The following is a 25,381-nucleotide window of genomic DNA, read 5'->3' as shown; positions in this document are numbered from 1 at the left end:
GGGCGCGCGGAGCAATGTCTACCAGCCAGGACGACGCCGACGCCCACGCCGACGACGACCCCGACGACCCCCGTCGGCGCGTGCCAGGTCGTGTACGGCGTCAACCAGTGGAACACCGGGTTCACCGCGAACGTCGTCATCAAGAACACGTCGTCGTCCGCGCTCAACGGCTGGACCCTGACGTTCGCGTTCCCGTCCGGCCAGACGATCACGCAGGCCTGGTCGTCGGTCTCGTCGCAGTCCGGCTCGCAGGTCACCCTGCGCAACGCCGCGTGGAACGGGTCGATCGCGCCCGGCGGCAGCACGCAGATCGGCTTCAACGGCGCCCACAACGGCACCAACACCGCGCCGAGCGCGTTCTCGCTCAACGGCACGGCCTGCTCGGTGGCCTGACCCCGCTCGACCCGGTCGCACCGGTGCCTGCCGCACGCGCAGGCACCGGTGCGGTCCGTCGCTACGCTGACGCGATGAGCACCGACGCGGGCGCCCGCAGCACCTACCTGCTCGTCGACGGCGAGAACATCGACGCGACCCTCGGGTCGTCGATCCTCGGCGGCCGGCCGACGCCGGACCAGCGCCCGCGCTGGGAGCGCGTGCTCGGTTTCGCCGAGCAGACGTGGGGGCAGCCCGTGAAGGGGCTGTTCTTCCTCAACGCGTCCAACGGCAACCTGCCGATGTCGTTCGTCCAGGCGCTCCTCGCGATCGGGTTCCAGCCCATCCCCCTGTCCGGGGAGTCGTACGAGAAGGTCGTCGACATCGGCATCAAGCGCACGCTGCAGGCGATCGCGTCGCGCGGCGGCGACGTGCTGCTCGCGAGCCACGACGGCGACTTCGCGCCCGAGGTCGAGACGCTCGTCGACGAGGACGGCCGTCGCGTCGGCCTCCTCGCGTTCCGCGAGTTCACGAGCACCGCGCTCGCCGGGCTCACCGCGCGGGGCCTGCAGGTGTTCGACCTGGAGTCCGACGTGGCCGCGTTCAACGTGCAGCTGCCCCGCCTGCGGATCATCCCGCTCGACGAGTTCGACCCGCTGCGCTACCTCTGACGCGGCCGGTCGCGCGCGCCGCCCGGGTGATCGGGGTCACAGACCCATAACGGTTCGGTCGCATGTCCGGTTCGTCCGCTTCTGGCGGTCGTGCCGGCGTCGTCCTGGCTGGTAGACATTGCTCCGCGCGCCCTCCCGGCCGGGGCCGCCGTGCTCCACGTCAATGGCGACGTGGGGTGCGGCGGCCTCCCGGGAGGGCCTTGTCGTCCGCGGCGGCGCGAGCCGCGACCGCGGGTTCGCACCGACCCGCAGGGGCGCGCTCAGCGACCGAAGCCCCGCGCGAGCGTCGCGTCCATCGCGGCCTGCACCTGCTCCCGGTGCGCCGTCGTGAACAGCGCCACGCCGTGCGCACCGCCGGGCAGCTCGAGGAACGTGGACGGGTCGTCGGGCCGCGACACCCAGCGGGAGGACCCGACGGCGACGTCACCGTCGTTCGTCGACGCGACGACGAGCAGCGGGCCGTCGTAGCCGCTCTCCTCGGGGCGCGCGTCGACGCCGTCGAGATCCGCGGGCGGCCCGAGCGCGACGACCGCGACCGCGTCCGCCTCGGCGGCGAGCCCCGCCGCGTACGTCCCGCCCTTGGACGCGCCGACCAGCGCGACCTGCTCCGCACCGGCGGCACGGACCGCGTCGACGGCGGCGAGCAGCGACGCCCGCGAGTCGCCGCTCCAGGAGAAGGACGCGACGAGGTACCCCTCGCCCGCGAGCCTCGCCATCTGGTCCGCCCACTGGCACGGACCGCCGCCGTTCTGCGGGGCGAGCACGACCGCGTCGGTCCCCTCACCCGTCCACGCGACGAGCGTCGGGTCGTCCTCCGGCCCCACCGCGGCCGCCCGGGTGCCGTCCGGGAGGCACGGCGGCGCGTCGGCGCTGCGCTGCGTCGGCCCGCCCGCGGCCGCGGTGCGGCCGGATCCCGCCGCCTCGCCGGCGGAGCACGCGGCGAGCAGCAGCATCCCGGCGAGAGCGGCGCTCACGGAGGGGACGCCGCCGGCCGGACGACCGGCGGCGCGCACCACGAGCGGGCCCGGACGCGGGCGAGGGCGCGCGGATCCCGTCCGGGTGCCCGCGTCGCGGGGACCGCCCTGCGCCCTCGCGCGCGCGGTCCTCACCCGGTGAAGCCCTGGGCGAGCACGCCGTCGATCGCCGTCCGGACGTGCGACGCGTGCTCGCCGTCGAACAGCTCGACGCCGTGCGCTCCCCCGCTCAGCTCCATGAACGTGCTCGGGTCGTCCGCGCGCGCGACCTCGCGCGACCCGTCGACGCTCACCTGGCTGTCGTCGGTCGACGCGACCACGAGGAGCGGGCCGTCGTACGTGCTGGCCTCGGACGACGCGTCGATCCCGTCGAACGTCGCGGGCGGACCGAGCGCGACGACGGCGGCGGCGTCGGCCTCGTCCGCGAGCGCGGCGGAGAACGCGCCGCCCTTCGACGCGCCGACGAGCGCGACGTCCTGCGCACCGACGGACCTCAGCGCGTCGACCGCACCGAGCAGGGAGGACGCGGAGTCGTCGGCCCAGGAGAAGGACGCGACGAGGTACCCCGCGCCCGCCAGACGGGTCATCTCGTCGGTCCACTGGCAGTAGTCCGCCTGGTTCTGCGGGGCCAGCACGACGCCCTTGCTGCCGGCGCCGGTCCACACGACGAGCGTGGGGTCGTCCTCGGGGCCGGTCGCGGCCGCGGCCGAGCCCTCGGGTGCGCAGTCGGGGACGTCCGCGGGCCGGATCGCGGGCGACGGGCCCACCGAGGTGGTCTCCTCGGGGGCGACGGCGTCGGGCTCCGGCTCCTCACCCTGGCTCGTGCAGCCGGCGAGCAGGAGCGCTCCCACACCGGCCCCGAGCACGACGGACCTGACCTTCACGACTCTGTGCATGCGGGCATTCCTAGGGGTCCCCCGCCGGACGCACAACCCCGTGTCCACCTGCTGGTTCGTGCACACCCGGGGGCCGGGCACCGGCTCGCGCACCGGCCGCGCGAGGGGGCCGTCAGGCGGTCGCGGCGCCGTCCGGGACCGCGTCGGCGCACGCGGTGTCGTAGCGGTCGAGCACGATCTCCGCGAGCCGCGGGTCCGGTGCGAGGGGTCGGCTCACGACGTCCGCACCGGCCTCGCGGACGCGGTCGTAGAAGTAGCCGGGCGCGAGCAGGTAGGACGCGACGACGACCCGGCCCCCCGGGGCGAGGTCGGCGCGCGCGGCGGCGACGGCGGCGGGCACGCGCGGCTCGGCGCCGGCGCCGTAGCCGATCGTCACGGGCTGCGTGAGGCGGTCGGCCAGGCCGGCGGCGACGGCCTCGACGGCGAGGGCGGCCGCGGGGTCCGTCGAGCCGGCGGCGGCGAGCACGACCGCGTCGTCGGACGCGAGGCCGGCGTCGTGCAGGCGCTCGACGAGGACGTCGACCAGCCGCGGGTCCGGGCCGAGCGGGCCCGACGCGGCCGCGCCGGGACGGTCCACCGCGGCCGCGATGTCGACCTTGACGTGGAAGCCGACGGACAGGAGCAGGGGCACGACGACGACGCCGCCACGCTGCTCGGCGAGCGCGTCCGCGACGACGGCGGCGACCTCGGGCACCTGCACGTCGACGAACGCCTCGCGCACGCGCAGCCCGGGGCGGGTCGCGGCGACGTCGGCGAGGATCGACCGGATCGCCTCCCGGCCGCCGAGGTCGTCGGTGCCGTGCGAGCACCCGACCAGGACCGGGCCGGTCGGCGCCACGGGCGTCCCCTCGGCGTGCAGCGCGCTGGTCATCGTGCCTCCTCGAGCTCCAGGCGGTAGCCCCGCTTGACCACGGTGCGGATCAGGGCACGGCTGCCCGACGCCTCGCGCAGCCGTGCGATCGCCACCTCGGCCGCGTGCGGGTCGGTCGAGTCGCCCGGCAGGACCGCGAGCACCTGGTCGCGCGGGACGACGGAGCCACGGGCGCCGGCGAGCAGCCGGAGCACCTCCAGGCCGCTCGGGGTGAGCGGCAGGACGTGCCCGTCGAGCACCGCCGCCCCACGGTAGACCCGCAGCGGGCCGGCGACGGTCGCGAGGTCCTGCATGCCGCCGTAGTACGACACGAGCGCGCGCACGAGCGAGCCGAGCCGGCCACGGTCCGGGACCAGGGGCTCGACGCCGCGGTCGACGAGCGGGCGCGCGGTCACGGGGCCGACGGCGGCCATGACGACCCTGCCGGCGCGGCAGTGGTGCACGATCTCGTCCGCGACGCCCTCGGCCTCCGCGGCCTGCCACCAGGCCTCGGCGCCGGGCGCCGACGTGAAGACCACCGCGTCGACCTCCCCAGCGGCGACCGCGCGCACCGACGCCGTCACGACGGCCGGGTCGGGCGGCGGACCCCAGCGGTAGACGACGAGGCTGCGCACGCGCGCACCGGCGGCCGCGAACGCCTCGTCGAGCCCGTCGGCGCCCGCGCCGTGGTGCTGGACCGCGATGTCGTGCCCGGCGACGCCCTCGTCGAGCAGCACCTCGGCGATCTCCGCGCTCGTCTCGGACTCGGCGACCCAGTCGGCCGTCAGGCCGGCGGCCTGGATCGCGCCGCGCGCCTTGGGGCCCCGCGCGACGATCCGCGTGCCGCGCAGCATCTCGACGAGCGGCTCGGCCAGACCGGCCGCGTCGGCGGCCTCGATCCAGCCGCGGAATCCGATGCCCGTCGTCACGACGACCGTGTCCGGCGGGTCGGCGAGCAGCGACCGGGTGCCGCCGAGCAAGGCCGCGTCGTCGATGTGCGGGACCATCCCGAGCGCGGGCGCGTGCCGGACCGCCGCGCCGCGCCGGCCGAGGGCGGCGGCGAGCTCCGCGGACCGGCGGTCCGCGGTGATCAGGACGACGCAGCCCGCGAGGGTCTGGTCGATCGGCTCGCTCACGGGGTCATTGTGTCGCGTGCGGGCACCGCATCCGTCGGCCGGTCCGCCGTCGGCGCGTCGAGCAGCCCCTCGGCCGCGACCGCACCGACGACGAGCACCGCCGGCGCCCGGACGCCGACCTCGGCCGCGCGCGCGGCGACGTCCACGAGCGCGGCGCGCGTGACGCGCTGCGTCGGCAGCGTGCCGTCCTCGACGACCGCGACCGGGGTGAGCGGGTCGACGCCCGCGGCGACGGCCTCGGCGGCCAGGTCGGCGAGCACCGTGACGCCCATGAGCACGACGACCGTGCACGACGCGTCCCGCAGCCCGGTGAGCGCCGCGGAGGTCCAGCCGTCGTGGCCGTTCATGACGTGCACGGCGCCGACCGTCCCGCGGTGCGTCAGCGGGATGCCGGCCGCGGCCGGGGCCGCGAGCGCGCTCGACACCCCGGGCACGACCTCGACGGCCACGCCCGCCTCGCGGCACGCGCGGACCTCCTCGCCGCCGCGCCCGTAGAGGAACGGGTCGCCGCCCTTGAGGCGCACGACGACGCGTCCGCGCTGCGCCTGCTCGACGAGGATGCGGTTGATCTCGTGCTGCGGCACGGGGTGGTGGCCGGGCGACTTGCCGACGTCGACCACCTCGACGTCCGGCGCGAGCTCGTCGAGCACGCCGACCGGACCGAGCCGGTCGGTCACGACGACGTCGGCCTGGGCGAGCGCGCGGCGCGCGGCGAGCGTCAGGAGACCCACGTCGCCCGGTCCCCCGCCGACGAGCACGACCCGCCCGTCCCCGGACCGCCGGCGGCGCAGGTCGACGCGTCCCTCGCGCAGGTGCGCGTCGACGGCGTCGCGGACGGCGGCCGTGCGGCGCGGGTCGGGGGTGCCGGTCGACACGACGCCGACGAGGACCTCGTCGTGCCGGGTCGTCGCGGGCGTCCGGGCGCTGCCGCGCGCTCCCGTGCCGGCGTCCACGCAGAACGTCGCGCGTGCGGCCGCCCACGCCACGACGGCGTCGTCGGTCGCACGGTCGCCCGTCGCGGTGTGCACGAGCCACGCGCCGTCGAGGTCGTGCTCCTCGACCTCGCGCGGGCGCCACTCGACGAGCCCCCAGCGGTGCATGTCGGCGAGCACCTCGCACAGCGCGGGCGCGACGACGACGACCGCCGCGGCGTCCGCGAGCAGCCCCTGGACGCGGCGGGCGGCGACCGGTCCCCCGCCGACGACGACGACGCGCCGACCGGCCAGGTCGACGCCGAGCATCGTCGTCACGGCGCCACCGGGATCTCGACCTCGACCACGCCCTCGACCACGCGGACGGGGAAGGTCCGCAGGTCGGCGGGCAGGTCGCGCACGGGCGTCTTGCCGACGGCGTCGAGGCAGCGGCCCGTCGTGAGGTCGAACACCTGCTTGTACATGGGCGACGCGACGGTGGGGACCTCGACGTCGTCGACCCACCGCGAGCCGACGATGCCGCGCGACATGACGAACGCGTCGGAGAACGGGTCGTGCTGGTCGACCGCGAGGACGCGGTCGTCGACCAGCCGGAACAGCGCGACCTGGTGGGCGCCGAACAGGGCCGCGGCGCCGCGCTCGGGTGCGAGGTGCCGCAGCGCGCACACGGGCTGCCAGCCCGTCTGGTCGAGCTCGGGCAGCGTGGGGGTCTCGGACACGGTCATGCGCGCACCTCCAGGGTCGTGCCGGCGACGAGGACGGGTTCGCCGCGCAGCGCGGCGTCGCGCTCGTCGGCGGTCGCGGGGCGGGCCTGGCCGCGCTCCGGGACGTAGGCGAGCGACGGGTCGGGCGTGGCGGGCGCGTTGACGAACGACGCGAACCGCCGCAGCTTCTCGGGGTCCTCGAGCGTCGCGCGCCACTCGTCCTCGTACTCCTCGACGTGCTGGGCCATCTGCGCGTCGAGGTCCGCGGCGATGCCGAGCGTGTCGTCGATGACGACGCCGCGCAGCGCGTCGACACCGCCCTCGAGGTCCTCGAGCCACGGCGCGGTGCGCTGCAGCCGGTCGGCGGTGCGGATGTAGTAGAGGAGGAAGCGGTCGATGGTGCGGATGAGGTCCTCGGTCGAGAGGTCCTCGGCGAGCAGCACCGCGTGCTTGGGCGTGAACCCGCCGTTGCCGCCGACGTAGACGTTCCAGCCCTTGTCGGTCGCGATCACGCCGACGTCCTTGCCGCGGGCCTCGGCGCACTCGCGCGCGCACCCGGAGACGCCCATCTTGAGCTTGTGCGGCGAGCGCAGGCCGCGGTACCGCAGCTCGAGCAGCACCGCGAGCGCCACGGAGTCCTGCACGCCGAACCGGCACCACGTCGACCCGACGCAGGACTTCACGGTGCGCAGCGACTTGCCGTACGCGTGCCCCGACTCGAAGCCGGCGTCGACGAGCCGCTGCCAGATGAGCGGGAGCTGGTCGATGCGCGCGCCGAACATGTCGATGCGCTGGCCGCCCGTGATCTTCGTGTAGAGGCCGAAGTCCTTCGCGACCTCGCCGATCGCGATGAGCCCCTCGGGCGTGACCTCGCCGCCCGGGATGCGCGGGACGACGGAGTACGAGCCGTCCTTCTGCAGGTTCGCCATGACGTGGTCGTTGGTGTCCTGCAGGGCTGCGCGCTCGCCCTCGAGGACGTGCGCAGGGGCCGTCGTCGCGAGGATCGACGCGACCGCGGGCTTGCAGATGTCGCAGCCGCGACCCTCGGCCCGGGTGCCGAACCGCGCGACGACCTCGGTGAAGGACCGCACGCCCGAGACGCGCACGGCGTCGTAGAGCTGCGCACGGGACAGCGCGAAGTGCTCGCACAGCGCGTTGCTCACGGTGATGCCCTGCTTGCCGAGCTCGGTCGTCACGAGCTTCTTGACGAGCGGGAGGCACGAGCCGCACGACGTGCCGGCCTTGGTGCAGGACTTGACCGCGCCGACGTCGGTGCAGCCGTGCTCGGTGACCGCGCCGCGGATCGTGCCCGCGGAGACGTTGTTGCACGAGCACACGCCCGCGTCGTCGGGCAGCTCCAGGTCCGGCAGGCCGGCCCCGCCGCCCTCGGGCAGCAGGAACGCCGCCGGGTCGCCCGGCAGCTCGCGGCCGAGCATCGGGCGCAGGCTCGCGTACGCCGACGCGTCGCCGACGAGGACGCCGCCGAGCAGCGTGCGCGCGTCGTCCGACATGACGAGCTTCTTGTAGACGCCCGCGACCGGGTCGGCCCAGACGAGCTCGAGCGCGCCCTCGGTGCGCCCGAACGCGTCGCCGAAGCTCGCGACGTCGACGCCCGAGAGCTTGAGCTTGGTCGCGGTGTCCGCCCCGGGGAACTCGGCCGCGCCGCCCAGCAGGCGGTCCGCCGTGACCTCGGCCATGGCGTAGCCCGGCGCCACCAGGCCGATGCACGCGCCCTGGATGCACGCGACCTCGCCGACCGCGGAGACGTCCGGGTCGGACGAGACGCACGTGTCGTCGACCACCACGCCGCCGCGCGGGCCGATCTCCAGGCCGGCCGCGCGGGCGAGCTCGTCGCGCGGCCGCACGCCCGCGGCCACGACGACCACGTCGGCGTCGACCCGGCCGCCGTCCGCGAGGTCCAGGCGCCCGACGCCGCCGCGCCGGTGCGGCCGGATCTTCACGGTCATCGCGTTGACCCGGACGCCGATGCCGATGGTGTTGATGAGGCGCCGGAGCGCCTCCCCGCCACCGAGGTCGAGCTGCGTGTCCATGAGGTGGGAGCCGACCTGCAGCACGGTCGCCTGCGCGCCGAGCGCGTGCAGCGCACCCGCCGCCTCGAGGCCGAGCAGGCCACCGCCGAGCACCGCGCCGCGCACCGGACGCACCAGGTCCTGCTGGAGCTTCTCGACGTACCCGCGCAGCGCCGCGACGTCGTCGACCGTGCGGTAGACGAACACCCCCGGGAGGTCGGCGCCCTCGGTCGGCGGCACCCACGCGTACGAGCCCGTCGCGAGCACCAGGTGGTCGTACGCGTACGTGCGGCCCGACGCCGCGGTCACCGTGCGCGCCTCCCGGTCGACGGCCGTCACGGCGTCGTCGCGGACCAGCGTCACGAGCGGGTCGTCCCACAGCGCGGGGTCGCCGAGCTCGAGGTCCTCGGGCTTGCGACCCGAGAAGTAGCTCGTGAGCGCGACCCTGTCGTACGGGCGGCGCGGCTCCTCCGCGAGGACCGTGATGCGCCAGGCGCCCGCGGTGTCGCGGTCGCGCAGCGCCTCGACGAGCCGCTGGGCGACCATGCCGCCGCCGACGACGACGAGGTGACGTGAGTTCATGGGGGGCTCCGTCAGGTAGGGACGAGGGCGTCCTCCGACGGTAGGAACCGCGTGTTTCGTCCACGGGTGCGCGTGCGTTACCTCGGCGGAACGGTTCGCTCACTCGGGGCGCGGCGCCCGTGTGAGCCCGGCCGGCGTCGGACGTCGGTGCCAGGCTGTGCGGCATGAGCGCCGTCATCGCCCTGCTGCGGGCCGTCAACGTCGGGGGGCGGACCATGAAGGCCGCCCAGCTCAAGGCCGTCGCGGAGGGCCTGGGCCACGAGCAGGTCGTCACGTACGTGAACAGCGGGAACGTCGTCCTGGTCCCCGCGGGCGGGCGGTCGGCGGCCGACGTCGCGGAGGGCCTGTCGCACGCGCTCGCGCAGGAGGTCGGGTTCGACGTGCCCGTCGTCGCGCGCACGACGGCCGAGTGGGACCGCGTCGTGGGCGTCCTGCCGTTCCCCGCGCAGGCGCGCGACGACCCGTCGCACCTCGCCGTCGTGTGCTGGGACGACGTGCCCGACGTGGCGTCCGTCCGCGAGTTCGACGCGTCGCGGTACGGCGACGAGGTCGTCGTCTGGCACGGTCGCGAGACGTACGCGTACTACCCGCACGGGCAGGGCCGGTCGAAGCTCACGATCGACGTCCTGTCGCGCGCCGCGGGCCGCGTCGGGACCGCGCGCAATTGGAACACGGTCCTCGCGCTGCAGCGGCTCGCGCACGAACGGGACGGCTGATCTCCACCGGAAGACGGAGGGAGCGCGAGGGACGCTCTGCTTGGATCGATGCGTGGCCACCCTCGCGTTCGACGCCCTGACCAAGGCGTACGGCGACGTCCAGGCCCTGCGGGGCATGACGTTCGACGTGCGCGCCGGCGAGATCTTCGGGTTCGTCGGCTCCAACGGCGCCGGCAAGTCCACGACGATGCGGATCGCGGTCGGCGTGCTCGCCGCCGACTCCGGCACGGTGACGTGGGACGGCCGGCCCGTCGACCACGCCGTGCGGCGGCGCATCGGCTACATGCCCGAGGAACGCGGGCTGTACCCGCGGATGAAGGTCGGCGAGCAGCTCGTCTACCTCGCGCGGCTGCACGGCCTCGACCCCGCTGCGGCGCGTGCCTCGATGGAGCGCTGGACCGAGGTGCTCGGCGTCGCCGCGCGGCGCGACGACGAGGTGCTCAAGCTGTCGCTCGGCAACCAGCAGCGCGTGCAGCTCGCCGCCGCGCTCGTGCACCGCCCCGAGATCCTCGTGCTCGACGAGCCCTTCTCCGGGCTCGACCCCGTCGCCGTCGACGTCATGAGCACCGTGCTGCGCGACCAGGCCGCGGCGGGGGTGCCGGTCATCTTCTCGTCGCACCAGCTCGAGCTCGTCGAGCGGCTGTCGGACCGCGTCGGGATCGTCCGCGCGGGGTCGATGGTCGCCGTCGGCGGGATCGACGAGCTGCGCAGCACCGGCGACCGGCGGTGGGTCGTCGACGGACCACCCGCGGCCGACTGGCTGCCCGCCGTGCCGACCGCGCGGCTGTCCGACGGCGCGGACGACGGGCGCGTCGTCGTCGAGGCCGTCAGCGGGGCACCGGCCGACGTCGACCAGCAGCTGCTGCGCGCCGCGCTCGCCGCGGGACCCGTGCGCGAGTTCGCGGTCCTCCGGCCGACCCTCACCGAGCTGTACCGGCACGTCGTCACGGCGGAGACGCCCGAGCAGGCGGGAGCCCGCGCATGAGCACGACGCAGGACACCGACCTCACCGCCGGCGCGGCCGTCCGGCTCGTCGCGGGCCGCGAGATCAGCACGCGGCTGCGCTCCAAGCCGTTCCTGTGGACCACGCTCGCGCTCGTCGCCGCCGTGGTGCTCGCGGGCGTCGTCGCCGGGCTCGTCGGCAACCGGGAGCCCGAGCCGCAGGTCGTCGGCGTGGTCGCCGACGCGTCCGCCGTCGCCGACCCGCTCGCCGCGACCGCACAGGCCGCGGGCGTGCCGGTCGAGGTCCGCGACGTCACCAGCACCGCCGAGGGCGAGGACCTGGTCACGTCCGGCGAGGTCGACGTGCTCGTCACGGGTGCCGACCCCGAGCTCACCGTCGTCGTGCAGGACGCCGTGCCCGAGCCCTTGCAGCCCGTGCTCGCGTCGCTCGCGCAGCAGGCGGCGCTCGCGGGCGCGGTGGCCGACCTCGGCGGCGACCCCGGGCAGGTCGCGGGCGACGTCGCCGGCGCCGCCCCGTCCGTGACCACGCTCGGCTCGCCGCCCGAGGTGGACGGCGCGCAGATCATCGCGGGCTACCTCGCCGGGATCCTGCTGTTCATCGGCCTCATGACCGCCGGGCAGCTCGTCGCGCAGGGTGTCGTCGAGGAGAAGACCAGCCGCGTCGTCGAGCTGCTGCTCGCGACCGTCCGGCCGTGGCACCTCATGGCCGGAAAGGTGCTCGGCATCGGTCTCATCGGGCTCGGGCAGGTCGCGCTCGTCGTGCTCGCGGGCGGTGGGACCGCCTGGGCGTTCGGGCTGCTCGACACGACCACGCTCGACCTCGGGGCGACCGCCGCGTGGGCGCTCGTGTGGTTCGTCATCGGGTTCCTCATGTACGCGCTGCTCCTCGCGGCGCTCGCCGCGCTCGTGTCGCGGCAGGAGGACGTCGGCTCCGTGATCTCGCCCGTGCTGTTCGTCATGGGCATCCCGTACGTCCTGGCGATCTCGATCACGCCGTGGGACCCCGACAACCCGCTCGTCACCGCGCTGTCGTTCGTGCCGTTCTGCGCGCCGATGATCATGCCCGTGCGCGTCGCGCTCGGCGCGGTCGAGACGTGGGAGATCCTGCTCGCCGCCGGTCTGTCGCTCGCGCTCGTGCCGTTCCTCGTGTGGTTCGCCGGGCGCGTCTACGCGAACGCGGTCCTGCACTCGGGCGGGCGGATGCGGCTCACCGACGCGCTGCGCGGGACGCCGACCGCGGTCTGAGCGCGACGACGGTCCGCGATCGCGTGCGACCGCCTAGCGTGGCCCCATGACCACGCTCTTCACGAAGATCATCGACGGCGAGATCCCCGGCCGGTTCGTGTGGGCGGACGACGTCGCCGTCGCGTTCACCACGATCGCCCCGATCACCGACGGGCACACGCTCGTGGTCCCGCGGGACGAGGTCGTCGAGCTCACGCAGGCGTCCGACGACCTGCTCGCGCACCTCACGCGCGTCGCGAAGGTCGTCGGGCAGGCGCAGCAGGCCGCGTGGTCGTCCCCGCGCGTCGCGCTGCTGGTCGCGGGCTTCGAGGTGCCCCACCTGCACCTGCACGTGCTGCCCGCCTGGGACGAGTCGTCGCTGACCTTCGCCAACGCCCGGCACGACGTGCCCGCCGAGGACCTCGACGCCGCCGCCGAGCGCGTGCGCGCCGCGCTGCGCGACGCCGGCCACGGCGCGCACGTCCCCGCCGCGCTCGCGTCGCCGGAGCTCTGACGACGCTCGCGCCGCCCGCACGCCGCGAGCGGTCCCCCCTGCCCTGACCCCGACCCCGCCTGGTGCGGGCCGATGTTCCGGAGGTGACCGTGCGACGCAGCGACGGTGCCGCCGCCCTCGCGGGCGTCGCGGCGGGGGTCGTCACGCTCGGCGTCGGCTCGCTCGTCGCCGTGCTGACCGGCCCGTCGACGGACCCGCTGGTCGCGGTCGGTGCCGCGTTCGTCGACGCCACGCCCGGCTGGCTCAAGGACTTCGCGGCGTCGACGTTCGGCACGGCCGACAAGGTCGTGCTCGGGATCGGCGAGCTCGTCGTGCTCGCCGGGCTCGCGGCGCTCGCCGGGGTGCTTGCGCACCGCCGCTGGGCGTGGGGCGCGACGGTCGTCGTCGCGCTCGGCGCGGTCGTCGGGCTCGCCGCGATGGGCCGCCCCGACGCGGGGGTGCTCGCCCCGCTGCCCGCGGTCGCGGGCGCCGCCGCGGGTCTGCTCGCCCTGCGGGCGCTGCTCCGTCGGCTGCCTGACGACGAGCCCGTCGACGCACGCGCGACGGCGACGCGTGCCGCCCCGGACACGACGGCCGTCGCCGGTGCGCCCGCACCCGGGCAGCGCTCCGCGCCCGACTCGCCGTTCCCGACGGTGCCGCCGCCCGGCACCCAGGGGTCCGGACGCGGGTCGTCCCGGCGAGGGTTCCTGGTCGGGGTCGGGACCGCGACGGCCGCGGGGCTCGTGGCCGTCGTCGTCGGCCGTGCGCTGAGCGGCACCCGGCGGGGCGTGCAGGCGGCCCGGGACGCGCTCCGCCTGCCCGCACCCGCACGGTCCGCGGCTCCGGTGCCGGCAGACGTGCAGGTGGACGTCGCGGGCGTGGCGCCGTGGCAGACGCCCGCGGGCGAGTTCTACCGGATCGACACCGCGCTCGTCGTGCCCCAGGTCGACCCCGCGACGTGGGTGCTGCGCGTGCACGGGCTCGTCGAGCAGGAGGTCGAGCTCACCTGGGCTGAGCTGATCGCCTCCGACCTGGTCGAGGCCTGGGTGACGCTCGCGTGCGTGTCCAACCCCGTCGGCGGGGACCTGATCGGCAACCAGCGGTGGCTCGGGCTGCCGATCCGCGAGGTCCTCGCGCGCGCCCGGCCGACGGCGGACGCGGACATGGTGCTGTCCCGCAGCGTCGACGGGTTCACCGCGTCGACGCCGCTCGAGGTGCTGACCGACGACCGCGACGCGCTGCTCGCGATCGCGATGGACGGCGAGCCGCTGCCGCCCGAGCACGGCTTCCCCGTCCGGATGGTCGTGCCGGGGCTGTACGGGTACGTGTCCGCGACGAAGTGGGTGGTCGACCTCGAGGTCACGCGGTTCGACGCCGCGACCGCGTACTGGACGGACCGCGGCTGGTCGGAGCGCGGGCCGGTCAAGACGCAGTCGCGCATCGAGGTGCCGCGGCCGTCGGCGCGGGTCGACGCGGGTGACGTCGTCGTCGCCGGGACGGCGTGGGCGCAGCACCGCGGGATCGTGCGCGTCCAGGTGCGCGTCGACGACGGGGAGTGGCAGGACGCGGAGCTCGCGGGTGACGGCGGCGTCGACTCGTGGCGGCAGTGGCGCTGGACCTGGCCCGCGGAGCCGGGCGAGCACCAGCTGTTCGTGCGGGCGTTCGACCCCGACGGCCCGCAGACCGGAGCGCAGCAGGGCGAGATCCCCGACGGTGCGACGGGCTACGACACGGTCCGCGTCACCGTCGGCTGAGACCCGTGCGGCGTCGCGACCGGACCCGGCACGTCGCGTCTCAGTAGACGTCGCGCGCGTACCGGCGCTCGGACGACAGGCGCTTGACGTAGGCGGCCGCGTCGTCGGCGTCGAGCCCGCCGTGAACGGACACGACCTCGCGCAGCGCCGCGTCGACGTCCTTCGCCATGCGCGACGCGTCGCCGCACACGTACACGTGCGCGCCGCGCTCGAGCCACGCCCAGAGCTGCGGACCGTGCTCGCGCATGCGGTCCTGCACGTAGACCTTCGACCGCTGGTCGCGCGAGAACGCCGTGTCGAGCCGCGTGAGCAGGCCGTCGGAGCGCATCGCGTCGAGCTCGTCGCGGTAGTAGAAGTCGGTCGCCGCGTGCTGCTCGCCGAAGAACAGCCAGTTGTCGCCCGGGTGCCCGAGCGCGCGCCGCTCCTGCAGGAAGCCGAGGAACGGCGCGACGCCGGTCCCCGGACCGACCATGATCATCGGCGTCGTCGGGTCGGCCGGCGGGTGGAAGTGCGTCGACGGCTGGACGTACGCGGACACCGCGAGGTCCGGACCCCCGTCGGCGAGGAACGTCGAGCACACCCCGCCGCGCGCCGCTCCCGACGGTCCCTCGTACCGCACGACGGACATCGTCAGGCGGATGCGGTGCGGGTCGACGAGGGGCGACGACGAGATCGAGTACTGCCGGGGCTGGAGGCGGCGCAGCACGTCCGCCCACTCCTGAGCGGTCGCGTCGACGCGCAGCTCCGCGACCACGTCGACCGCCTGCCGACCCCACAGCCACTTCGCGAGGTCGTTGCGGTTCTCGGAGCGCAGCAGCCGGCGCAGCTGCTCGCTGCCCGAGCGCTCGTGGACGAACCTCAGGAGGTCCTGGGACGCGCGCGTGACGTCGAGCTCGTCGCGCAGGGCGACCGCGAACGGGACCGTGCCTACCCCCTCGACGGTGACCGGCGCGTCGGCGGCCACCCCGGTCGCGTCCAGCCACTCCTCGACCAGCGACGCGGCGTTGACGGGCCGGACGGCGAGCGCGTCGCCCGCCGCGTAGGTCAGGGGCGCGGGCGACCGGGACGTGTCGAACCAGACCTCGCGTACCTCCTTCGCGGAGCCCGGCAGGTTCAGCAGCCGGTTGCCGACGAGGTGCGCGACGCCCGGGCGGGCACGGGTCGCGCGCGCCGAGGTGGAGCGGTCGGCCGCGTCGCGCGCGGACGTCTGGCGGTCGACGGCCGTGACGGTGCCGTCGAGCCGGCCCGCCGGGGCGCCGGGCCACGCAGCGCCGAGGTCGCCCGCGTCGGCGTCGGTGGTGCCCGCGTCGGTGCTGCCGGCGTCCGTCCGTGCCGCCTCCGCCGCGTCCCCGCCGAGCAGGACGGCGACGACCTGGTCGGTCCACCGCTCGGCGGTGTCCTCGTCGCCGGGCTCGCACTCGCCCCGGTCGACGAGGCGCTCCGCGCCGAGCTCCTCCAGCCGCCGGTCGACGCGTCGGCCGTGCCCGCAGAACTGGTCGTAGCTCGAGTCGCCGAGCGCGAGGACGGCGAACCGCGTGCCGTCGAGCCGCTGCGCCTCGGGGTCGGCCAGCGCCTCCCAGAACGAGGTCCCGTTGTCGGGGGCGTCGCCGTCGCCGAACGTGCTCGTGACCACCACGAGGTCGGCCCGTCTCGGCAGCGCGCCGACGGCGTCGTCCATCGCGAGGACCTCGGGCGTGCGCCCGCCGTCGGCCAGCCGGGCGGCCACGCGCACCGCGATCTCCTCCGACGTGCCGGTCTGCGACGCCCACAGCACGACGAGCGGCCGCACGGGTGCCGGCTCGCGGACCGGTCCGGCGGTCGTGGCGCCCCGCGACGACGACCGCGGTGCGCGCGAGAACATCCCGGCGAGCAGCCCGTCGACCCAGAGCGCGGACGTGCCGTCGAGCGGCGCGGTCGGCGGGAGGACGGGCGTTCCGGTGACGTCGCCGCCGCCGAGACCGGCGAGGAAGCCCGCGAGGTAGCGGCGCTCGTCGTCGCCCAGCACCGGGGGCCCGAAGTCCTCCAGCCCGAGCGCGCCCGCGAGCGCGCGCATCGCCCGCGCACCGTCGGTCACGGCGTCGTCGCCCGTCGACCCGTCGGGACCGTCGCGACCGTCGGGAGCGTGCGAGGAGTCGCCCGGTGTCGCACCCGCGGCGGGCGCACCGGTCGTCGTCGGGGTGCTCGCCGTGGGTGCGGGCGGCGGCGCGACGAGCGTGACGGACACCGCGCACACCTTGAGCTCGGGCTGGAACGACAACGGGTCGACGGCGTCGTTCGTGACGGCGTTGACGGACAGGTACTCGCCGAAGAGGTCGTTCCAGTGGAACGGCGCGAACAGCGCCCCTGGCCGCACGCGGTCCGTGACCACGGCGGGCAGGACGGCCCGGCCGCGGCGGGACGCGACCTCGACGATCGCGCCGTCGAGCACCCCGAGCCGCGACGCGTCGTCCGGGTGCAGCTCGACGAAGGGTCCGGGATTGAGCTTGTTCAGCTTGGCGACGCGGCCCGTCTTGGTGAGCGTGTGCCACTGGTGCTGGAGGCGGCCCGTGTTGAGCAGGAACGGGTAGTCGTCGTCCGGCATCTCCTTCGCGGGCAGGTGCGGGCGCGGGTGGAAGACGGCCCGACCCGACGGCGTCGCGAACCGCAGGCGCGGGACGGTGCCGTCGTCGTGCACCAGGAGCGGCTGGTGGACGCCGTCGTTGAGGTACCGCACGGGGTTGCGGGCAGGCCCGTCGGGGGACGCGGACGGCCACTGCACGGGTGCCGTGCGCAGGCGGTCGTACGTGACGCCGCGCAGGTCGTAGCCGGTGCGGGGGTTGGTCGTCCGGCGGATCTCCTCGAACACCTCCTCCGACGAGGCGTACGCGAAGCCGTCGTAGCCCATCGCGGTCGCGACGCGCGCGATGAGCACCCAGTCGGGCAGCGCCTCGCCGGGCGCGTCCAGCGCGCGGCGGGCGAGCGTCATGCTGCGCTCGCTGTTGACCATGACGCCGTCGGCCTCGGTCCACATCGCCGCGGGGAGCACGACGTCGGCGTAGGCGTTGGTCTCGGTCTCGGCGTAGACGTCCTGCGTGACGACGAGCTCGGCGTTCTCGAGCCCCTCGATCACGGTGCGGCGGTTCGCGACCGACGCGACGGGGTTGGTGCAGATGACCCAGCAGGCCTTGATGTCGCCCGCGGCCATGCGCTCGAACATCTCGATCGTGCCCCGCCCGACGCCGTCGGACCGGATCGTGCCGTCGGGCAGCCCCCAGAGGTCCTCGACGAACGCCCGGTCCGCGGCGTCGAGCACCGTGCGCTGACCCGGCAGGCCCGGGCCCATGTAGCCCATCTCGCGCCCGCCCATCGCGTTGGGCTGACCCGTCAGGGAGAACGGCCCGCTCCCCTGCCGGCAGATCGCGCCTGTCGCGAGGTGGAGGTTGACCAGCGCGTTCGTGTTCCACGTGCCGTGCGTCGACTGGTTGAGGCCCATGGTCCAGCACGACACCCAGCTGTCAGCGCCCGCGATCAGCGCCGCCGCCGCCCGCAGCTCGTCCTCCGGCACGCCGGTGATGCCCGCGACGACGTCCGGCGGGTAGTCCGCGAGGAGCTCGGGCATCGCGTCCCAGCCCTCGGTGTGCGCCGCGACGAACTCCTCGTCGACCGCGCCCGCCTCGACCAGCAGGTGCAGCAGGCCGTTGAGCAGCGCGATGTCCGTGCCCGCCTTCACCTGCAGGAAGAGGTCGGCCTTCTCCGCGGTCGCCGTGCGGCGCGGGTCGACGACGATCAGCTTCGCGCCCGCCTTGACCCGGTCGAGCAGCCGGAGGAACAGGATCGGGTGGCAGTCGGCCATGTTGGCGCCGATCACGAGGAACACGTCCGCGTGGTCGAGGTCGTCGTACGACCCGGGCGGCCCGTCCGAGCCCAGCGAGAGCTTGTAGCCGGTCCCCGCGCTCGCCATGCACAGCCGCGAGTTCGACTCGATCTGGTTGGTCCGCAGGTACCCCTTGGCGAGCTTGTTCGCGAGGTACTGCGCCTCGATGCTCATCTGCCCCGAGACGTACAGCGCGACGGCGTCGGGACCGTCGCGGTCGACGATCTCCCGCAGCCGGCGCGCGACGGTCGCGACCGCCTCGTCGACGCCCGTCGGGACGGGCTCCGCGCCGCGCTCGGGGCGCACGAGCGCCGTCGACAGCCGCCCGCCCGCGGCGAGCAGGTCGGCCGTCGTCGCGCCCTTGGTGCACAGGCGCCCGTGGTTCGCCGGGTGCGCCTTGTCGCCGCTGGCCCTGCGGACCGTGCGGCCCGCGCCGTCGTCGACGACGTCGAGCAGCACGCCGCAGCCCACACCGCAGTACGAGCACACGGTCGCGACCTGGGTCGTCGCCGTGTGCTCGTGCTGCGCGGTCGCGATCGCCGTCACGCTGAGGAGTCCTCCGAGGTCGGGGGCAGGGTCAGATGACGGTGGAGCCGAAGGCCGAGCCGCGACGCTGGTAGACCGCCCACGTGGTGAGGGCCATGACCGCGTACGTCCCGACGATCACCCAGAGTGCCGCCTGGATGTTCCCGGTCAGCGACGTCGAGACGGCGAACCCGCGGGGCACGAGGAACCCGCCGATCGCGCCGACCGCGCCCGCGATGCCGATGCAGCCGGCTGCGGCCTTCGCGCGGCTCGCGCGCGTCTCGTCCGTCGCCCCGAACCGGAACACCGCCGGGATCATCCGGTAGACCGACCCGTTGCCCGCGCCCGTCGCGACGAACAGCAGCAGGAAGGACAGGAAGAACCCGAGGAAGTGGTGCGCCCGCAGCGCGAAGATCGCGCCGATCGTGCCCGCGGCCATGACCGCGAACGCGGCGATGGTGACGGTCGAGCCGCCGAACCGGTCCGCGAGGATGCCGCCGACGGGCCGCGCGACCGAGCCGACGAGCGCCCCGGCGAACGCGATCGACAGCGTCACCTCGGGGAACTGGCCCTGGAGCAGCGTCGGGAACGCCCCGGAGAAGCCGATGAACGACCCGAACGTGCCGATGTAGATGAACGAGATGATCCAGGTGTGCTTGTCGCGCGTCGCGACGCCGTACGCCCGCGGGTCGGCCTTCGCGTTCGACAGGTTGTCCATGAACCGCCAGGCCAGGAACGCGGCCAGGAGCGCGAGCGGGATGAACATCAGCCCCGCGCGCTCGAGCTGCAGGCCCGCCGCACCCACGACGACGAGCGGTACCGCGAACTGCACCGCGGCCGTGCCGATGTTGCCGCCTGCCGCGTTGAGGCCCAGCGCCCGCCCCTTCTCCGCCTCCGGGTAGAAGAACGAGATGTTCGCCATGGACGACGCGAAGTTGCCGCCGCCGACGCCCGCGAGCGCCGCGATGCCGAGCAGCACGCCGAACGACGTCTCGGGGTTCTGCACCGCGATCGCGAGCGCGCTCGTGGGGACGAGCAGCAGGAGCGCCGACACGATCGTCCAGTTGCGGCCGCCGAACACCGGGACCGCGAACGTGTAGGGGATGCGCAGCGACGCGCCGACGAGGCTCGGCACGGCGATCAGCCAGAACATCTGGTCGACGCTCAGCTCGAAGCCGGCCGCGGGCAGCCGGGGCACGACGATGCTCCACAGGGCCCAGACGGCGAACCCGAGGAACTCGGCGAAGATCGACAGGCCGAGGTTGCGGGTCGCGATCGCCTTGCCGACGGACCGCCATTGGGCGGTGTCCTCGGGGTTCCAGCCGTCGATCCAGCGGCCGGGGCGGACGGTGAGCGGGGCTCCGGTCGCGACGGGGGTCGCGCCGGTGGTGGTCGGGGCCGACGCTGCGGCGTCGGTGGTCGCGAGCGGTGTCGCCATGGGGACCTCCGGGAGGGATGGGGGCTCGGACGCAGGCGACGCTACGAACGGCGTGTTTCGTCCCGCCCACCGGATCCGTTGCGCGCCGGGAACACTTCGCGCACGCGGCGCCGACGAGGGCTGTGAGGTTGTGCCCCTCAGCGGCGGGGGCGGAGGCGCTGCTGGGTGTGCGGCACGGCGAGGGCGAGCGGGGCACCGAGGCGGAGGTCGAGCGCCGCGAGGTCGGCGGGGCGGACGTCCACGAGGACGTCGCCGGTCGTCCGGACGCGCACCCCGGTCGTGCCGGGCTCGAGGTCGACGACGCGCGCGAACCAGCGTGCGGTCCCTGCCGGCCCGCCCGACGAGCCCGGTGCCTGCTCCCCGCCCGACCGCACCTCGACGGCCGACGGCGCGAAGGTCAGGCGCGCGGGCGTCCCGGCGGCGAGGGCGGGGGGGCACGGGACGCGCAGGCCGTCGGCGGTGACGAGGACCGGGCCGCGGGCGTCGTCGGCGACGGTGCCGAGCAGGAGGTTCGTGCCGCCCAGCGCTGCCGTGAACGGGTGCGCGGGGTCGGAGAGCACGTCGACCGGCCGGCCGCGCTCCACGACCGTGCCGTCGACGAGCACCAGCACCTCGTCGGCGAGCGTGAGCGCGTCGAGCGCGTCGTGCGTGACGAGCACGGCGGCGGTCCCGGTGGCGCGGACCTGCTGCCGGACGACGTCCCGCAGCGCGGCCGCCGTCCGGACGTCGAGCTGCGCGAACGGCTCGTCGAGCAGCAGCGCGGCTGGACGCGCGGCGAGCGCGCGGGCGAGCGCGACGCGCTGACGCTGCCCGCCGGAGAGCGCAGCGGGCCGCCGGTCCGCGAGCCCGCCCAGGTCGACGCGGGCGAGCCAGTCGTCCGCCTCGGTCCGCGCCGCCCGCGCGTTCGTGCCGCCGCGCGCCCGGACCGCGAAGGCGACGTTCTCGCGCGCAGTCAGGTGCGGGAAGACGAGCGGGTCCTGGCCGAGCAGCCCCACCGACCGGCGCTCAGGACGCACGACCGTCGCCCGGCCGCCGGCGCGGACGTCGGTGAGCACCCGCTCCCCCGTCCGGACCGTGCCGTCGTCCGGCACGAGCAGGCCCGCGAGGACGTCGAGCAGCGTGGACTTGCCCGCGCCGTTCGGGCCGAGCACCGCGACGACCGTCCCGGGCTCGACGCGCAGCGTGGCGTCGAGCGCGAGCACCCCGCGCCGGACCCGGACGTCCGCGGTCACCGCACCCGGCGTCCCCGTCCCCTGGCCGGCAGCGCCGGCCGGCTCCCCGCCGCTCACGCGGCCCGCCCGGGTCGCCACGCGCGCGCGGCGAGCAGCACCGCGACCGCGGCGGCGACGAGCAGCAGCGACAGGGCGACGGCCGTGCCCTGCGAGACGCCCGCGCCGTTGAACGCCGCGTAGATCGCGAGCGGCATGGTCCGGGTCACGCCCGCGGTGCTGCCCGCGAACAGCGCGGTCGCGCCGAACTCGCCGAGCGCCCGCGCGAAGCACAGCACCGTGCCGCTGACCAGGCCCGGCGCGACGAGCGGCAGCGTCACGCGGCGCAGCACCGTCCACCGGCCCGCGCCGAGCGTCGCCGCGACCGTCTCGTAGCGCGTGCCGACCGTGCGCAGCGCCCCCTCGACGCCCAGGACGAGGAACGGCATCGCGACGAACGTCTGCGCGATGACGACGGCGAGCGTCGTGAACGGGATGGTGACGCCGAACCACGCGTCGAGCGTCTGCCCGAGCAGCCCGCGGCGGCCCAGGAGGAACAGCAGCGCGATGCCGCCGACGGTCGGCGGGAGGACGAGGGGCAGCGTCACGAGCGCGCGCAGGACGTCGGCCGTCCACCCGCGGGACCGGGCCAGCACCACGGCGAGGGGCACCCCCAGCACCAGGCACGCGACGGTCGACGCGGTCGACGTCACGAGCGAGAGCCCGAGCGCGGACAGCGCCTCGGGCGAGGTGACGTCGGCGGGCAGCGATCCCCAGTCGGCGCGCACGACGAGCGCGACGACGGGCAGCACGAGGAGCCCCAGCGCGAGCGCCGCGGGCAGCCGCAGCAGGAGCGGGGTCACGCTCACCGGAGGGTCCGCGGGCCGCGACGCGCGCACGTCGCCGGCCGGCGCGGCCGGGGGCGCCGACGGGCCGGTCGCGGGCGTCCCGGTCGTCACGGCGTGACGAACCCCCGGTCGGCGAGAACCTGCCGGCCCGCGTCCGACAGCACGAGGTCGACGAACGCCTGCGCGACCACGGCGTCCTGCGACGAGCGGCTCCCGGTGCCGAGCACGGCGATCGGGTAGCGGTTGACGGCGGTCGCGGCCTCGTCGACGTCGACGCCCTCGACGTCGTCGCCCGCCGCCAGCACGTCGGTGCGGTAGACGAGCCCCGCGTCGGCCTCCCCCGCCGCGACCTTGGTGAGCACCGCGGTGACGCTCTGCTCCTCGCTCGCGGGCGTCAGCGTCACGCCCGCGGACGCGAGGACCTCCTGGGACGCGGCGCCGCACGGCACCTGCGCGGCGCACAGCACGACGCGGCCGCCCGACGACGCGAGCACCGCGAGGTCGGCGACGGAGGCGATCAGCTCCGGGTTCCCGGCCGGCACGGCGATCTGCAGCGTGTTCGTCGCGAAGAGCGTCGGTGCGCCGTCCACGAGGCCGGCGTCGTCGACCGTCGCCATGGTCGCCTCGTCGGCCGAGGCGAAGACGTCGGCGCGGGCGCCCTCGACGAGCTGCGTCGCGAGGGTCGAGGAACCGTCGTAGGTGACGGGCCGCACGTCGACCCCGGGGTGCTGCGCCGCGAAGTCGGCGGTGAGCTCGTCGAACGCACCGGTCAGCGACGCGGCCGCGAACACGGTGAGCGTCCCGGTCAGCCCGGTCGCGGAACCGCTCGCGGCGGTGGTCGCCCCCGGCCGGACCTCCCGGGGCGCGGTCGAGCAGCCGGCCAGCGCGACGAGCCCGACCGCGGCGGCGACCGCTGCCGCGGCGGCGGCGATCCGGTGCCTCCCCCGGCGGACGCTCACCGCGCGCCTCCCGACGTCTCCACCACGACCGTCGTCGCCTTCACCACCGCGACCGCGAGCGACCCGACCTCGAGGCCGAGCTCGCGCACCGCCTCGGTCGACATGAGCGACACGACGCGGAACGGGCCGCACTGCATCTCGACCTGCGCCATCACCGTGTCCGTGACGACCCGCGTGACGAGGCCGGGGAGCCGGTTGCGCGCGGAGGTGCCGCGCGAGGTCGGGTCGGCGGGCGCGTGGGCCCGCTCCACGGCGACGACGGCCAGCGCGGCACCGTCGACGGTCGCGCGGCCCGCGTCGTCGGGTGCGGTGTCGAGGACGCCCGCGTCGACCCACCGGCGCACGGTGTCGTCACTGACCCCGAGCAGCTCGGCGGCCTCGCTGATCCGGAAACGCGTCACGAGCAGCGATCCTAGTCCGCATCTGCGGCAGGACGAGGGCCGAAGTTCCGCGGGAGCGGAGTGCGGTCGATCGGGCCGCGCGGAGCCGCGACCAGCAGTAGCGTCCCGTCATGGCGAAGAAGGGCAAGGGCGCCAAGCGCCACGACGGGAAGATCTCGAACGAGGTCTACGAGGCCGAGCTGTTCCGCCTCCAGGCCGAGCTCGTCAAGGTCCAGCAGTGGGTGCGGCACACCGGGGCGCGCGTCGTCGTGATCTTCGAGGGACGCGACGCGGCCGGCAAGGGCGGCACCATCAAGCGGATCACCGAGTACCTGTCCCCCCGCGTCGCGCGCATCGCGGCCCTGCCGACGCCGACCGAGCGCGAGAAGGGCCAGTGGTACTACCAGCGGTACGTGACCCACCTGCCCGCCGCGGGCGAGATCGTGCTGTTCGACCGCTCCTGGTACAACCGCGCGGGCGTCGAGAAGGTCATGGGCTTCTGCACGCCGCAGGAGTACTCGCGGTTCATGCGCCAGACGCCGATCTTCGAGCAGATGCTCGTCGAGGACGGGATCCTGCTGCGCAAGTACTGGTTCTCGGTGTCCGACTCCGAGCAGCTGCGGCGGTTCAAGTCACGGCTGAACGACCCGGTCCGGCAGTGGAAGCTGAGCCCGATGGACCTGGAGTCGATCAGCCGGTGGGAGGACTACTCGCGCGCCAAGGACGAGATGCTCGTGCACACCGACGTGCCCGCGTGCCCCTGGTACATCGTCGAGTCCGACATCAAGAAGCACGCGCGGCTCAACATGATGTCCCACCTGCTCTCGACCATCCCGTACACGGACGTGCCCCACGAGGAGGTCCACCTGCCCGACCGGCCTGCCGCGTCGAACGGCTACCAGCGTCCGCCGCGCGAGCTCTCGACGTACGTGCCGGACCACGTCGCGCAGCTCCTGGGCGACCCGGAGAAGAACCTCTGACTCACATCCCGAGCGAGAGCTCCAGCCCGAGCGTGAGCAGGTAGAGCAGCGCGCCCCCGACCGACAGGCACAGCCCGACGACCGACCGCGCCATGCCGACCGCGGTCGGGTGCCCCTCCCGCCGGATCGCACGCGCCCGCGCGACGCCCTTCGCCCCGACCCAGATCGCGAGCCCCGACGCGAGGACGTAGTGCGTGAACAGCATGATGACGAGGACGACGACGCCGGCGACCAGCGCCCACGTCGCGTACTTGTTCGTCGCGTCGACCGCGGCGCCCCACGGCGCACCGCCCGTCGGGGTCCCGCCCCACGACGTCGGGCCGGCCGGGACGCGCCCGTACGCGCCGACCGGCTGGTAGCCGCCGAGGGTCGACGTCGGCGCGTAGGGGTCCGCGGCCGACGCGGGAGTGAAGCCGCCGCCGGCCGACCCGGCTCCGACGGTCGACGCGGGCGCGTACGAGGCGGCCGGCGTCGAGAACGCACCGGCGGCCGCGGCCGCGGGTGACCCGGACACCCCCGGTGCACCCGCGGGCGCCGACCACGCGGACGCCTGGGGGCTCCACGCGTGCGCCTGCGCGACCTGCGGGACGACCGCCGTCGCGGCCGTCGGCGCCGCCGGGCCGGCCGCGGGGAAGCCCGGCGCGACGGCCGCGGTCGCGGGCCGCGGCTCGACGTGGTCCGTCCAGCGTCCGCCGTCCCACCACCGCAGCTGCGCCGCGTCGTGCGGGTCGGGGTACCAGGCGGCGGGTGGGGACGCGGGCGTCGTCATGGAGGGCTCCTCGGCGGCGGGACAGGCGGACCCTAGCGTCGGGGCCGGGTCCGCGCGCCCGTGGGCGGAGAGGACCACCGGTTCGGCCCAACGAGCGCGATCGTGGGCGACCCGGGCTTCGCGC

At 75.4% G+C, this 25,381-nt stretch carries 21 protein-coding genes and 1 pseudogene; 8 read left to right on the top strand and 14 right to left on the bottom strand.

The genetic code is table 11. The features are described 5' to 3' along the window. Together OMK64_RS10925 and OMK64_RS10920 are read left to right on the top strand one after the other, a co-directional pair. Positions 1-393 (top strand): cellulose-binding domain-containing protein (locus OMK64_RS10925; RefSeq protein WP_272728341.1); only part of this gene is annotated, 393 nt, incomplete at its 5' end. Between the two features lie 74 nt (positions 394-467). Continuing rightward, positions 468-1,043, top strand: coding sequence for an NYN domain-containing protein (locus OMK64_RS10920; protein WP_272728338.1), 576 nt, complete (start codon positions 468-470; stop codon positions 1,041-1,043). Positions 1,044-1,303: 260 nt separating this feature from the next. Here the strand turns inward: OMK64_RS10920 and OMK64_RS10915 are convergent, their stop codons facing one another. The 7 genes from OMK64_RS10915 to nirB all read right to left on the bottom strand — a co-directional run bounded on the left by OMK64_RS10915 (position 1,304) and on the right by nirB (position 9,147). Next, the gene (locus tag OMK64_RS10915; RefSeq protein ID WP_272728335.1) at positions 1,304-2,017 is read right to left on the bottom strand and encodes an alpha/beta hydrolase family protein; all 714 of its coding nucleotides are present in this window, start codon (positions 2,015-2,017) and stop codon (positions 1,304-1,306) included. 131 nt (positions 2,018-2,148) lie between these two features. Next, positions 2,149-2,913 carry an alpha/beta hydrolase family protein gene (locus OMK64_RS10910; protein ID WP_272728333.1) on the bottom strand — a complete coding sequence of 255 codons (765 nt, stop codon included), beginning with the start codon at positions 2,911-2,913 and terminating at the stop codon, positions 2,149-2,151. Between the two features lie 112 nt (positions 2,914-3,025). After that, complete coding sequence (locus OMK64_RS10905) at positions 3,026-3,784, bottom strand: sirohydrochlorin chelatase (protein ID WP_272728332.1); 759 nt, start codon at positions 3,782-3,784, stop codon at positions 3,026-3,028. Then, positions 3,781-4,899 (bottom strand): uroporphyrinogen-III synthase, encoded by a 1,119-nt coding sequence (locus OMK64_RS10900; protein ID WP_272728330.1) that lies wholly within the window; start codon positions 4,897-4,899, stop codon positions 3,781-3,783. The genes OMK64_RS10905 and OMK64_RS10900 overlap by 4 nt, the downstream gene beginning before the upstream one ends. Further along, on the bottom strand, positions 4,896-6,140 hold the full coding sequence (cobA, locus tag OMK64_RS10895) for a uroporphyrinogen-III C-methyltransferase (RefSeq protein ID WP_272728346.1): 1,245 nt from the start codon (positions 6,138-6,140) through the stop codon (positions 4,896-4,898). The genes OMK64_RS10900 and cobA overlap by 4 nt, the downstream gene beginning before the upstream one ends. A 5-nt stretch (positions 6,141-6,145) precedes the next feature. Continuing rightward, the gene (gene nirD / locus OMK64_RS10890; protein WP_272728327.1) at positions 6,146-6,556 is read right to left on the bottom strand and encodes a nitrite reductase small subunit NirD; all 411 of its coding nucleotides are present in this window, start codon (positions 6,554-6,556) and stop codon (positions 6,146-6,148) included. Beyond that, entirely contained in the window at positions 6,553-9,147 is a 2,595-nt protein-coding gene (gene nirB / locus OMK64_RS10885) for a nitrite reductase large subunit NirB (RefSeq protein WP_272728325.1), read from the bottom strand. The genes nirD and nirB overlap by 4 nt, the downstream gene beginning before the upstream one ends. 164 nt (positions 9,148-9,311) lie before the next feature. Here nirB and OMK64_RS10880 point away from each other — a divergent pair, with 164 nt between their 5' ends. From OMK64_RS10880 to OMK64_RS10860, 5 genes are all read left to right on the top strand, one after another. Further along, positions 9,312-9,863, top strand: coding sequence for a DUF1697 domain-containing protein (locus tag OMK64_RS10880; RefSeq protein WP_272728323.1), 552 nt, complete (start codon positions 9,312-9,314; stop codon positions 9,861-9,863). Positions 9,864-9,915: 52 nt separating this feature from the next. Next, on the top strand, positions 9,916-10,848 hold the full coding sequence (locus OMK64_RS10875; protein ID WP_272728321.1) for an ABC transporter ATP-binding protein: 933 nt from the start codon (positions 9,916-9,918) through the stop codon (positions 10,846-10,848). Continuing rightward, positions 10,845-12,071, top strand: coding sequence for an ABC transporter permease (locus OMK64_RS10870; protein ID WP_272728318.1), 1,227 nt, complete (start codon positions 10,845-10,847; stop codon positions 12,069-12,071). The genes OMK64_RS10875 and OMK64_RS10870 overlap by 4 nt, the downstream gene beginning before the upstream one ends. Positions 12,072-12,117: 46 nt before the next feature. After that, positions 12,118-12,564 (top strand): HIT family protein, encoded by a 447-nt coding sequence (locus tag OMK64_RS10865; RefSeq protein ID WP_272728316.1) that lies wholly within the window; start codon positions 12,118-12,120, stop codon positions 12,562-12,564. 83 nt (positions 12,565-12,647) lie between these two features. Further along, positions 12,648-14,297: a molybdopterin-dependent oxidoreductase gene (locus OMK64_RS10860; RefSeq protein WP_272728314.1), complete on the top strand. Its 1,650-nt coding sequence runs from the start codon at positions 12,648-12,650 to the stop codon at positions 14,295-14,297. Positions 14,298-14,337: 40 nt separating this feature from the next. On the opposite strand, the gene OMK64_RS10855 is transcribed toward OMK64_RS10860, so the two are convergent. The 6 genes and pseudogenes from OMK64_RS10855 to OMK64_RS10830 all read right to left on the bottom strand — a co-directional run bounded on the left by OMK64_RS10855 (position 14,338) and on the right by OMK64_RS10830 (position 23,529). After that, positions 14,338-18,696: a bifunctional nitrate reductase/sulfite reductase flavoprotein subunit alpha gene (locus OMK64_RS10855; RefSeq protein WP_272728312.1), complete on the bottom strand. Its 4,359-nt coding sequence runs from the start codon at positions 18,694-18,696 to the stop codon at positions 14,338-14,340. A gap of 31 nt (positions 18,697-18,727) precedes the next feature. Beyond that, positions 18,728-20,113 (bottom strand): MFS transporter, encoded by a 1,386-nt coding sequence (locus tag OMK64_RS10850; protein ID WP_272728310.1) that lies wholly within the window; start codon positions 20,111-20,113, stop codon positions 18,728-18,730. Between the two features lie 137 nt (positions 20,114-20,250). Next, positions 20,251-21,348, bottom strand: a pseudogene (locus tag OMK64_RS10845) (ABC transporter ATP-binding protein); the annotation flags it as partial. Between the two features lie 50 nt (positions 21,349-21,398). Beyond that, positions 21,399-22,190: an ABC transporter permease gene (locus OMK64_RS10840; RefSeq protein WP_272728306.1), complete on the bottom strand. Its 792-nt coding sequence runs from the start codon at positions 22,188-22,190 to the stop codon at positions 21,399-21,401. A gap of 86 nt (positions 22,191-22,276) precedes the next feature. Next, positions 22,277-23,128, bottom strand: a complete 852-nt coding sequence (modA, locus tag OMK64_RS10835; protein ID WP_272728303.1) for a molybdate ABC transporter substrate-binding protein — start codon at positions 23,126-23,128, stop codon at positions 22,277-22,279. Beyond that, a complete protein-coding gene (locus tag OMK64_RS10830) occupies positions 23,125-23,529 on the bottom strand; it encodes a TOBE domain-containing protein (RefSeq protein WP_272728301.1) in 405 nt (134 codons plus the stop codon). The genes modA and OMK64_RS10830 overlap by 4 nt, the downstream gene beginning before the upstream one ends. Before the next feature lie 110 nt (positions 23,530-23,639). On the opposite strand from OMK64_RS10830, the gene ppk2 reads away from it, so the two are divergent. Continuing rightward, complete coding sequence (ppk2, locus tag OMK64_RS10825; protein WP_272728299.1) at positions 23,640-24,488, top strand: polyphosphate kinase 2; 849 nt, start codon at positions 23,640-23,642, stop codon at positions 24,486-24,488. 1 nt (position 24,489) lies between these two features. On the opposite strand, the gene OMK64_RS10820 is transcribed toward ppk2, so the two are convergent. Further along, positions 24,490-25,257: a DUF2510 domain-containing protein gene (locus tag OMK64_RS10820; RefSeq protein ID WP_272728297.1), complete on the bottom strand. Its 768-nt coding sequence runs from the start codon at positions 25,255-25,257 to the stop codon at positions 24,490-24,492. Positions 25,258-25,381 lie beyond the last annotated feature (124 nt).

It is taken from the genome of Cellulomonas fimi, from assembly GCF_028527925.1.
GTDB classification, from domain to species: Bacteria; Actinomycetota; Actinomycetes; order Actinomycetales; family Cellulomonadaceae; genus Cellulomonas; species Cellulomonas fimi_C.
Note: the sequence above shows the minus strand (reverse complement) of the source record. Positions and strands in the feature narration are given on the sequence as shown.

What these genes read in the sequence shown, in the direction of transcription:
- OMK64_RS10920 (WP_272728338.1), top strand. Translation starts at nt 468, where the DNA reads ATGAGCACCGACGCGGGCGCCCGCAGCACCTACCTGCTCGTCGACGGC.
- OMK64_RS10880 (WP_272728323.1), top strand. Translation starts at nt 9,312, where the DNA reads ATGAGCGCCGTCATCGCCCTGCTGCGGGCCGTCAACGTCGGGGGGCGG.
- nirB (WP_272728325.1), bottom strand. Translation starts at nt 9,147, where the DNA reads ATGAACTCACGTCACCTCGTCGTCGTCGGCGGCGGCATGGTCGCCCAG.
- OMK64_RS10905 (WP_272728332.1), bottom strand. Translation starts at nt 3,784, where the DNA reads ATGACCAGCGCGCTGCACGCCGAGGGGACGCCCGTGGCGCCGACCGGC.
- ppk2 (WP_272728299.1), top strand. Translation starts at nt 23,640, where the DNA reads ATGGCGAAGAAGGGCAAGGGCGCCAAGCGCCACGACGGGAAGATCTCG.
- nirD (WP_272728327.1), bottom strand. Translation starts at nt 6,556, where the DNA reads ATGACCGTGTCCGAGACCCCCACGCTGCCCGAGCTCGACCAGACGGGC.
- OMK64_RS10820 (WP_272728297.1), bottom strand. Translation starts at nt 25,257, where the DNA reads ATGACGACGCCCGCGTCCCCACCCGCCGCCTGGTACCCCGACCCGCAC.
- OMK64_RS10870 (WP_272728318.1), top strand. Translation starts at nt 10,845, where the DNA reads ATGAGCACGACGCAGGACACCGACCTCACCGCCGGCGCGGCCGTCCGG.
- cobA (WP_272728346.1), bottom strand. Translation starts at nt 6,140, where the DNA reads ATGCTCGGCGTCGACCTGGCCGGTCGGCGCGTCGTCGTCGTCGGCGGG.
- OMK64_RS10910 (WP_272728333.1), bottom strand. Translation starts at nt 2,913, where the DNA reads ATGCACAGAGTCGTGAAGGTCAGGTCCGTCGTGCTCGGGGCCGGTGTG.
- OMK64_RS10850 (WP_272728310.1), bottom strand. Translation starts at nt 20,113, where the DNA reads ATGGCGACACCGCTCGCGACCACCGACGCCGCAGCGTCGGCCCCGACC.
- OMK64_RS10865 (WP_272728316.1), top strand. Translation starts at nt 12,118, where the DNA reads ATGACCACGCTCTTCACGAAGATCATCGACGGCGAGATCCCCGGCCGG.